1 protein-coding gene is annotated in these 11,916 nt (G+C 40.4%); it reads left to right on the top strand.

Features of this window, described 5'->3' with window-relative positions; translation table 11 throughout:
• Positions 1-166 precede the first annotated feature (166 nt).
• Positions 167-11,908, top strand: a complete 11,742-nt coding sequence (locus CZ809_RS05245) for a GEVED domain-containing protein (protein WP_080156324.1) — start codon at positions 167-169, stop codon at positions 11,906-11,908.
• Positions 11,909-11,916 lie beyond the last annotated feature (8 nt).

Genomic DNA, 11,916 nt, shown 5'->3' with positions numbered 1-11,916 from the left:
TAATATATTGCTTGTTTTAAAATGGTTTTTTTTTGGCATGGATGATGCTTGGTTTTATTAGTTGTTCTTTGTTCCATTATATCCATATAAATGACATGAGATTGTTGAGTTGTAATGGTTGAAATAATTATAGGTATGTTTTCTTTATTAATACTTTGAGGTGTTTATGTTCAAAGGATGGAATATAATAAATGTTTTTGTTTTATTACTTTTTTTTATTAGTAATAGTGCATTAGCAGCCTCTGTTACAGGAACAGTCTTTGAGGACATCACTGGTGATGGATTAACTGATGGTGATGTTACTTTAAATGATAACTCTGGAGATCAGCGCGGTTTACCTGGTGTTACTGTAACGATTTATCTAGATGATGGCGATAATTTACCCGATAGCGGAGATACCGTTGTTGCAACAGATATCACTAATGCTAATGGTAGCTATTCTTTTACTGGATTAGCGAATGCGGTGTATTGGGTTGCTGCTGATACACCGACAACCGCCAGTAATGGTAGCGGTGGCTTGGTTGCAGAACAAACCATTGGTATAGAGGCTCTAAGCACAATCCCGACGCCTTTTGCCATACAATCATATTGTGCGGATGGTATTGGGGGGAGTGTTTTAACCACGAATGCCACTCACAGTTTTGATGTTTGTTATGGTGGTAAAACAGCAACAGGGGGAGACGTTACAACAAATGCAGGAACTCGTGAACATATTACGGGGTTGTATCTTGATTATAATCTTGGCAATTTAAGTTTTGGCTTTAGCTTCAATGTTGTTGTAAATACAGAATTTGATGGTGTTGGTTCTTATCAGCAATTTTTATTAAACGCTAATGCTTATAGTGGTGCAAATACAATGCGTTTTGTACCCGTGGTCCCTCCTAATCGCACATCGTGGTGGGAGGTAGAAAACCAAGACTTTGATTTTGCAATGGTGGTTTTTCCAACCATTACTGAAGGTAACATTACGATTGATGGTACTGCTCACGATTTTTCTGATGCAACATTACTGCGTGAGCTTGATTCAACTCTTCTCGGTACAATAACCACGGTTGGTGCTGATTGGAACAGCCGTTCAATTAGTCGAGTGGATGCACCTGATTTTGCTATTAATCATATTGCTGATAATTGTGAGCGGAGTTTTTATCAAGAGCCTGCTGATGAAAGTTCAACATGGACTGGGTGTGCAGGTATTGAGTTAGCGACAAATGTTCATAATGTCACAATTCGTGATATTGCTATTTATGCCGATGATAGTGATGGTACAGTTGCTGGGCCTGCTTTTTTTGCTCCTGATGGTATTCAAAATTTTGACTTTGTAAATAATGTTATTGGTGTTTTACCCAATGGAAATGATGCTAATAATCAACTTTATCGTGGTGTGATTATTAATAATGGTATTAATTGGGGCGCTGAACAAGATTACGATACATTCGGGAAAATAGATAATAACTATTTTAATAATACTTGGGATGCCGCCATTATTATTTGGTATTTAACGGGGCCAACTGATTCTAGAACAAAATTTGTTATTACTGATAATTATATTATTAATGTTGATGGTTCTGGAATGGTTTTTGATCGAGGGATGAATGCTTTAACCGTACAAGGTAATTATGTTGATAATGCAGGATTTGCAGGTATTGATAATGCCGCGGGAAGCTCTTACTTAGATATTTTACGAAATACCGTCACCAATACCCGTGGATTTTATATTAAAAGTGATAATAACTATGATAATTCACGTAATTCAGAGTGGTACCCTAAATCGGGTATTTCTTTAGGTTATGGCGCTCATATTAATGCTGAATATAATAAGGTTATTAATGGCGGAACGGATGTAAATGGTATCGATTTAGCGAATGGTGCTAGTCGAGCAATAAAAGTTAGTCAAAATCAGTTTGGTGGTAATGGTGGTATTGCGATTGATGTGGGTGAGAATAATGGTATTGATACCAATTCACATCAAGGTGATAGCACCGGATGTTATTTAGCAACCTATCACGGAACTCCAACAGTAACAGGACCTAGTATTCCCGTTATTACTGCGGCAACGATTGATGGCAATACATTAACTGTTGAAGGAACTATGTGTAATGGTACTGCAATTCAAGAAAATAGTTATGAATTACAATTTTACGTTATTACATCAGGAGTTGGAGATACTAGTACATCATCAAATACGCCAAGTCCTGTAGGTGGTTGGAGCTTTATGCCCAGCATTGGTAACGAAATAACCGGTCTAACTTATGGTGAGGGTACTGCTTATCTTGGTCGCTTAACGAATCAAACCAATGGGACTTTCAGCGGTACAGTTACGGTATCAGGTGTTTCTTCTGGTGCTCAAATAGGCGCTATTGCATTATCAGATAGTAATAGTGCAGGGGCTTTTTATGCAGGTCAGACCTCGGAATTTTCTGCGACTCAAGCGGTAACTTCTACTTTTGCAGATTATGGTGATGCTCCTGATTCAGGTGTTGGTGTTGGAGTTAGCAACTATCGAACACTATTAGCAGATAATGGCCCATCTCATATTAGTTCAACGTTATTACTTATTGGTACGAATGCCACCGATGAAGAATCCGATGCTCTCGGAGCTGGTGTAACAACCGCAGATGGCGATAATAATGATGCGACAAACGATGAAGATAGTGTATCGAGTTTAACCATAGAAGATACCGCAACAACCTTTACTGAAACTATTGATGTTGTTAATTCAACAGGTTCTCTTGCATATTTATACGCATGGGTTGACTGGGATAATAGTGGTACCTTTGATGTTGATGAATTTATCTCAAATGGTTTGGGTACTGATGGACAAATTAACATCGCAGATGCTGCTACTTCATCATCTTTAAATTGGTCTGGTATTAGTGGATTAAGTGTTGGTGATCAGCATTATCTTCGTATTCGTATATCAGAGACTGAACTTGTATTAGGCGGGGCAAGTGGTGGTTTGGAAGATCCGCGTTCGTTTAATGCAGGAGGCAGTGGTGAAGTTGAAGATCATATTATTACTGTAACTGCGACGACTCCTCCTGTTGTTGTCCCATTAGATACGGATAATGATGGAGTGAATGATGATATTGATATTGATGATGATAATGATGGAATTTTAGATACAGAGGAAGGGTTTAGTTGTTCTACTGTATTTAGCGAGTCATTTGAAGGTGCAAAAAGTGTTGCTTGGTTTGAAAGTGATCAAGGTACTTTAAATAGTACGACAGGAGGTTCAGGATGGAATCAACTTGTGGGTACAGCAGATACATGGCAAGGCTCGTTTTCATTAAATGGTAGTGGTCATTGGCTTGGAGCTTTGAATGGCGTTTCCGCAACGCCAGATGGAGAGGTTTTCATGGCACTATATAATGGTCTTATTGATGAATCAATTATTACGGAAATCCCAGTATCTGAAGGTATTAATATCGGTGATAGCGTCGAAGTGAGCTTTATCCAAGTATTTGGCGGAATTTTTGGTATAACCCCCATTAATACACAAGCTCGTTTTCGTTGGACGATAGATGGAGTGCAATATTTATCTGATATATTAACTTATAATGGTAATAATTTAAAAGCATGGGAATCTGATTCATTTATCTTTGTTGCCACAACAACATCACCTAGTATTATATTAGATATCGTACCATTAGCTGCTACGGAAGGTAATTATTTAGCAATTGATGGATTTACTATAACAAATATAACTCAACCATGTATTAGTATAACGACAGATACTGACAATGACAGCATCCCAAATCATCTCGATCTCGATTCCGACGGAGATGGGATTCCAGATAATATTGAAGCGCAAACAACCCTCGGATACATTCCACCAAATACTGATGATGCAGCAACATATACTGCAAATAACGGTTTAAATTCTGCTTATACTTCAACAAATGGGTTAACGCCTATTAATACAGATACTACGGATGAACCTGATTATTTAGACCTCGATTCAGATAATCAAGGTGGTGATGATACAGCTGAAGCTGGATTAACATTGTTAGGTACTGTGGGTACAAATGGTTTAGATAATAACTATGATAATAGTGATGATTTTGCTGATGTAAATGGTAGCTTTGATAATACCCAAGCTGATAATTTCCCTGATAATGATGGCGATGTAAATTCTGGTGGAGATGTTGATTGGCGTGATAGTTCAGTATTGGCGGACTTTGGTGATGCCCCAGACATAGGCATAGGCGTCGGGAATAACGATTATCGTACTATTTCCAGCGATAATGGCCCTTACCATAGCGTAGTTCTGGGGGCTATTTTTATCGGTACTACAGCACCTGACGGTGAATTGGAGGGAACACAATCAACCAGTGCCGATGGCGATGATTTAGACGGAACTGATGATGAAGATTCTCTAGGTATCACTCAGCTCTATGAAACCAGTACGACTTTTTCCTATAATCAGTTAGTCAATAATTCATCAGGAGCTGATGCTTATTTATATGCATGGGTGGATTGGGACAATAGCGGTACGTTTGATAAAGATGAGTTGGTTGATGGTGGTGTGAGTGCAGGTGATCCTATTATCATTCCGACTGGAAGTTCAAATGTTGGAACATCTATGTTGTGGAGTACCTTACCTGCATTATCATCAATGGATGAATATTATTTACGTGTTCGAATCAGTGATCAAATTTTAACAGATAGTGCGACAGGAAGTGATGAAGATCCTCGTTCCTTTGGTAATGGTGGTGCGGGTGAAGTAGAAGATCAGATTTTAATCGCTGAAATTGAACCTACGCTTCCACAAGTTTACTGTGCTGTATCGAATAATGCTGAAACGGGTGAGCAAATAACTCAGCTTGATGGTTATAACGATAACCCTGCTGATGGATTCTCGGGAACCAGTATTGTCGGTGACGAACTGTATTCACAGGCTGGCAGTGGGCAACCATCGAAACGATTTGAATTGGAAATTTTAGCGCCTAACCAACAAATTACTTACCCAATTGGCATTGAGATAGAAATGCGACTCAGAAACCTAAATTCAGGGGATGGAGATGCACTATTTTGGATTACTGATCATACCAATATGAACGGAATATTGATCGGTGATAATGCGGTCTATTTAGGTGTAGATGCTCTTTGGAATGGATCTAATTCCACTGTTGCCAGTTATAGCCAATCACCTGTGACCGTGATGGGAAATTCTGCTGGTTTTATGACAACATCTTATAAACGTTATCGCTTAAAGATGTTTGTTCAAAGCGATAATAGCGTCACCATGCAAGCTATTACGATGAACGATGATGGTTCTATCATTGAAACATCGCCTGTTATTACTGGTGATCAAACCTTTGACCCGAATAATGGTATTTATTTTACGCATACTGGGCATAACAATGATCCCGCTTCTCAGCGACATATTTTTGGTGAAATAACCGTTGTTGCAACTAATGGATTAGCTTGTGACTATGGTGATGCACCTGATGCCAATGTGGGTACAACGCTAGGTGATTATAAAACCCGAGCGGCATCAAATGGACCATCTCATGCTATTGATGGCACAATTTATTTAGGAAGTACGGGTCCTGACAGTGAATCTGATGCCTTTGGTGATGGGACTGATACTAGCTTTGATGGTTCAGGTGATGATACCAAAGGGACAGTACCTGATGATGAAGATGCTATAGCGGGAACATTGAGTTTATCAGGCAGTGATTTAAGTTTTAATATTGTCTGTAATGATTTTAGTAGCGGTAGTGGTGATCTAGGCGCAACGGTTCATGCTTGGGTTGATGCTAATAGTAATGGTGACTTTGAAGTTTCTGAATATACCTCAAGCGCTTGTAATGATACATCAGCGACAGCAAATGGTATGGCATCACTCAGTTGGACGGGGTTACAGCGAGTTGCTGGTGACAGTTATATTCGTTTGAGAATTACTAATCATACTTTAACCGATGTCGATAATTTAGGCAGTGATGATCGTGCTTATGATTCGGTATCCAATGGTGAAGTAGAAGATCATCCAATTACTATTAATCCGTTTATTTCTGGGTTTGTTTTTAATGATGATGGTAGCGGTGGCGGTACTATTACTAACGGTATACGAGATGGGACGGAAACGGGGTTAGGCATTGCGGTTCCTATTATTGTTTATAATACGGCAACAACCACTTGTTATATAACAACATCTGATCCTGTAACGGGTGCATACGCCATTGATGTACCATCAACTGGCACCTATAAAGTTTATGAAGCCGCGAATGAAACAGACTTAGTTTCTCCAACTTGTCCACCAACAGTTGGTGCGTTAGACCAAGCAACAGGCACTTATATCAATGCAACAATAGCTGACCCTGTAACTTATATGTCAAGTTCGGCAAATGTTGTGGAAGTTAATGTGTCTTCAGGATCTGTCGTAACCGTTGATTTTGGTGATTTTGCTGTTAATTCGTTTGATACATGTTCGACATCTGCGTATCTATCACAATCTGGCGAGCTAAATGCTGTAAATTTAGCAACTGGAGATGTTTCGTTACTTGATCCTTCAGTAACTCAAGGGTCAGCGTTGGGATATTCGATTCATTCCAATACATTAGCGGCGTTGCAAGGAACCAATACCCTAACAATTTTAGACAACGCTTATAATGTGTATTCATTACCAATATCAAATTCGACCATGCCAAGCCAAGCAAATAATGGTGATATTGATGATAATGGTATTCTGTATGCGCATAATGGCGGTAATTTCTATTTATTTGATACCAATCCAAACAGTGAAACCTATTTAACTCAAGTTGGAACCTTATCGACGACAAGTTTGAACTATGCTGATATCGCCTTTAATCCGATCGATGGTCAGATATATGCCGTTTCGACGGCCAGTAATACGTTGTACCGTTTTAATCCTACAACAGGCACGAGAACCTCGTTAGGAGCTCTTGCTGGTATTTCATCTGGACCATTTGGAGCGATGTATTTTGATGATCAAGGTTATTTTTATATCTCTGAGAATCCAGCCCCAGGTCGTATTTATCGTATTGACGTGTTAGATGGATCAAAACCAGCTGGCAGTTATACCGCGACACTATTTTCTCAAACGAGTTCCTCTGCATCAGGTAATGATGGCGCTCGTTGTCGTTATGCACCAGTGCCATTGGATTGGGCCGATGCACCTACGGCTGATGGTTACGCAACAGAGTTAAGTGAAGATGGTCCTCGTCATCAAACCGAGGTTGGTTTACCGTATTTGGGCGTTAATGAGCCAGATAATGAAAATGATGGCCAACCAACAAATATTGCTGATGGTGATGATACTAATGGATTAACGCCAGATGATGAAGACGGCTTCGTTCAACCTACCATTAATGGAATTTTGGTCTCAGGAAATACAGTATCACTCACAATACCTGTAACGTCTTCAGGCAATGATAATCTCTATGGTTGGGTTGATTTTGATGCTAGCGGTACCTTTGATGCAGATGAAAGACAAACCGTAACGGTTACCGCTTCAGGTAATGAACAATTGGATTTCACTGTGCCTGTGGATGTTCAGTTGGCCGATAGTTTTGTTCGCTTACGTATTTGTTCAAGTACGGAAACTTGTGATTCACCAACGGGGAGTGCGGCAGATGGTGAGGTAGAAGATCATCTTATATCATTAAAACCAGTAGGCGATCTTGAACTTTCTTTAGCAATGGACCCTGGAGTTAATGTAACACTAGGTATCCCATTTAATGTGGTTGTCAGTGTTGAAAATAAAGGTGCAACCATTGCTTATAGCACTAAAGTGACGTTACCTATTCCAACAGGATACAGTTTTGTTAAGGCGTATGCCGGTGATGGGGTTACTGAAATTACCGCCTATGATCCCATTACAGGAGAGCTTGATTTAGGGGCTATTGGTCTTGGGTTCAATGATTATGCAGTGATCCGTTTAGCACCACAAGATCTCTCTGCTCCTGCCATTAATGCGGAAATTATTGAAACGGGTATTAGTGATATTGACTCTACGCCAAACAATGGTTTTGGTAATGGTGAAGATGATACCGACACAGTAACTCCAGGCATATCCAATATTATTCAGCCAAATATTTGTGAGGCTCCGGTTGTATTTGAAGGCGGCGATGCTTATTTGGCCGCAAATGGTGAATATGTTGTGACTCCTAATGCCACCAATCAGCAAGGGTATTTGTGGAGTTATGAGTATATTGATTTGAACCAACCAATGTATGCCGAATTAGCGGTGTATTTAGGCGATAGAGCCTGTAATACCGGATGTCCCAATGGAATTGAAAGTGGTGCTGATGGAATGACGTTTGTGCTATCTGCGGATTCACGAGATCTGAATGCCTTTGGTGCTTTTGGTGGTGGATTAGGGGTTGGTGATATTTTTGGTGCAACCCCTGTTTCGCCATCTGTCGTATTTGAGTTTGATACCTTTGATAATACTTATATTGGCGCAACTGATGATGCTATTGGCGGGCAATATATAGATCATACGGCTGTTTATCTCAATGGTGATGTCTATACCCCTGATGCTGCTAATACCCTTGTTTCTGCCACGTCTGTTGCTGGGGGTGAATTAGAAGATGGACGCTATCATATTGCGCAATTTGAATGGGATCCAACGACCAATCAATTTACTTATTATCTCGATGGCATCATGGTTAGTCAATTCACTCGTAATATTCGTAATGATATTGGTAATAACATGGTGCGGTTTGGATTTACGGGTAGTACTGGGGACGGTTATAACCTCCAAAAAGGGTGTTTTACTAAAGCACCGAATGTCTTAGGTTCTGATCTCGGTGATGCGCCTGATACTAGTGTCGGCACTGGTATTTATAATTACACAACCACTTATGAAAATGATGGTGCGCAACATGTTCAGGCCGACACTGATGATAATGGCTTGATCGATTTACGTATGGGTAATGAGTGGGATGCCGATTTAGGTGATCTGCAAAATATTGGTGCTATTGCTGATGATGATGATAATTTTGATGATGAAGATGGTGTGTCAGTGGTGCTAGCGGCAACCAAAGGCGAGAATTTTGATATTACAGTCAATGTTGTTGAAGATGCTGCGCGGGCTAGTTCAGGGCAACGGATATACGCATGGCTTGATTTTAATTTAGATGGGGATTGGGATGATGCGGGTGAGCAAATTATTGCAGATACTAGTGCTGCAATAGGGAATAACGATTACAGCGTACCGATCCCCGCGAGTGCGGTCGTAGGCTACAGTTATTTGCGAGTACGTTTGTGCAGCGATGTTGGTTGTGATAGCCCTATTGGTTTAGCTAACGACGGAGAAGTCGAAGATTATCGTGTGTTGGTATCAGATCTGGTAGGCAATAATCAGTGTGATCTTATTGTACAAACACGCTTACCTGTTGCGGCAACAGATTATAGTTACAATTCTTTGAATGTGACGGTCGATCCGATCACGTTTACCGATATTGTTAATCCTATTGCTATTACAAATCAGACTAATATAAATAATATTAATGCATTAGGATTTAATCGGGTCAATGGGTTGGTTTACGGTACCTTTACCGATATGTCACAAGCAGATCGAATTCATCATTTATTTGTGACAGATAAAACGGGTACTAGCTTTATTGATCTTGGTGAAATTCGAGCAGAATCTGCAACCACTATTCGTCGTTTACAAGATGGCGAAAGTTTTGATTTTGCGGCCGGTGATTCACTGCGTCATAGCGGCTATAGTTCTACTTCTACTGTATTGAGTGCTCCGACTGCTGGTGATGTCACTGCTGATGGCAATTATCTGATTGTATGGCGCACCTCATGGGATTCCTTGGTTAAGATTGATCTTAATACACAGACATTTACAACTGTTCCACTCGACATTGCCACCATGGGGGGGTCATATGGTGGTGGTGCGATTGAGGTAGGTGCTGATTTAGCGATAAGCAGTCAATCAGGACTTGGGTACGCAGTCGATTTAAATGGGGACCTACTTTATAGCATCAATATTTCGACGGGAGCAGTGACAGCGCAACCATTAACTTATTTTGGTGCAGAGCCAACGCCAGATACGAATGGAAAATTACAAGCGGGGGCGTTAGTGATTGATAATGCAATCAGTCTTTATGCGATGACGAATGGTGGTAATCATGATGCCAATCAAGACGGCACCATTGATTTAAATGAGCGTGCTGTTGTATATCGTATTAACGTGATGACTCAAGAAGTTGAGTATTTGACAGCATCAAATGAGGGCAGCTTGCAAGGTAATGACGGTGCAGGTTGTTATGATTCAACTGACTATGGTGATGCAGCTGTCAGTTATGGTCAAGCCAGTCATGCTTATTTAGATGCGACATTAGATGGTGTGGCAGATTTAGCGCTTGGTTCTCGTTGGGATCCTGAATTTACACAGTGGATCAGTGCCGATGCAACAGGGGATGATACCCATGGACAGGATGATGAGGATCTGAATATTCCTACTCAAATTATTGTAGAGACCAGTACTACATTACCGATTCAAGTGGTGGGTAATGGGTTTGTGAGTATTTGGGTTGATTTAAATAATGACGGTGATTTTGCTGATAGCAATGAATTATTAATTAACGATCAAGCTGTTACAGCAGGAAATAATAATATAGCAATAACGTTAGATGCCGCCAGTGCTGAAGGGTTTAATGGCAATACTGTAATGCGAGTACGTTTATGCTCAGCCGCTAACAGTTGTAATACGTTTGATGGTGCAGCCGTTGATGGTGAAGTCGAAGATCATTTATTTGAATTGCTCAATCGGATTGTTTTAAGTGGTGTGGTGTTTGAAGATAATGGTGTTGGTGGTGCAATAGCAGCGCACGATGGTATTCAAGACGGCACTGAAATTGGGTTAGGTAACTTTACCGTCACCGTTACCTTTAATGACACGGGTGTAACAGGGGTAACAACGGGGGATGTGATAGCCACAGATGTTACGTCGGGGGATGGTAGCTATAAATTTATTCTGGGTGTTGATTTTTCAGGTAAAAATTTACTACTTGATGTAATTAAACAAGCGGATTGGATAGATATTAGCGAGGCCAATGTTACCGCTATTCCACAAGTGACTAGTAGCAGTGTGATTGATAGCCAGATGACTGTTAATGCCAGTGCGGGGGATGATATCAGTGGTCTTGATTTTGGTAAGGTACGTGAGCCAAGAATGGAACCTGATAATTTTAGTGAAGTTGAACCTGGAAAAGCAGTGTTATTCCCACATAAGTTTACTGCAGCTACGGCTGGGAGTGTGAACTTCTCCATCATAAATCCAGAGGTTGCTCCAGCAAATGACGGCTGGAATACTGTACTGTATTTCGATAATAATTGTGATGGCGAAATCGATGGTGTTGATGCACAAATAATTAATCCGGTTGCTGTTAATGGTAATACAGCAGTTTGTTTACTCAGCAAAGTGTTTGTTCCTGCAGATGCTTCGCTCAATGCTCAATATCATTATGATATAGCAGCAGATATGATCTTTAGTGATAGTGTGGGAACAGGACACGGTATTGCTCGTCAAGTGCTAGATAAAGATACCGTCAGAGCAACGTTCCGTGGTGCCGGTGAGTTAAAGCTTGAAAAGAGTGTGCGTAATATTACTCAAGGTACCGCTGTTGGAGTGAGTAATAATGGCTACCCTGGGGATATATTGGAATACATTATAACCTTCACTAACGTAGGGAATGGCGATTTAACTGAAGTGAGTATTTTTGATAGTACACCAAGTTATACAGAATTATCTCAAGCAATAGATTGTACATCGGGTAGCGTCCCAACGTTACTCACTTGTGCAACTGTTACTGCGAATGGAATAAATGCTGCGGGTTATGAAGGTGAAGTTCGGTGGAATATGACAGGTTCTTTAGCACCAGGCATTCAAGGTTCTGTCATTTATCATATTGCGATTCAATAAAAGAAATA

Origin of the sequence: Photobacterium piscicola (assembly GCF_900166965.1) — a bacterium.
Taxonomy (GTDB): Bacteria; Pseudomonadota; Gammaproteobacteria; order Enterobacterales; family Vibrionaceae; genus Photobacterium; species Photobacterium piscicola.
The sequence above is the reverse complement of the archived record's forward strand: the minus strand, read 5'-3'. Positions and strand labels throughout refer to the sequence as shown.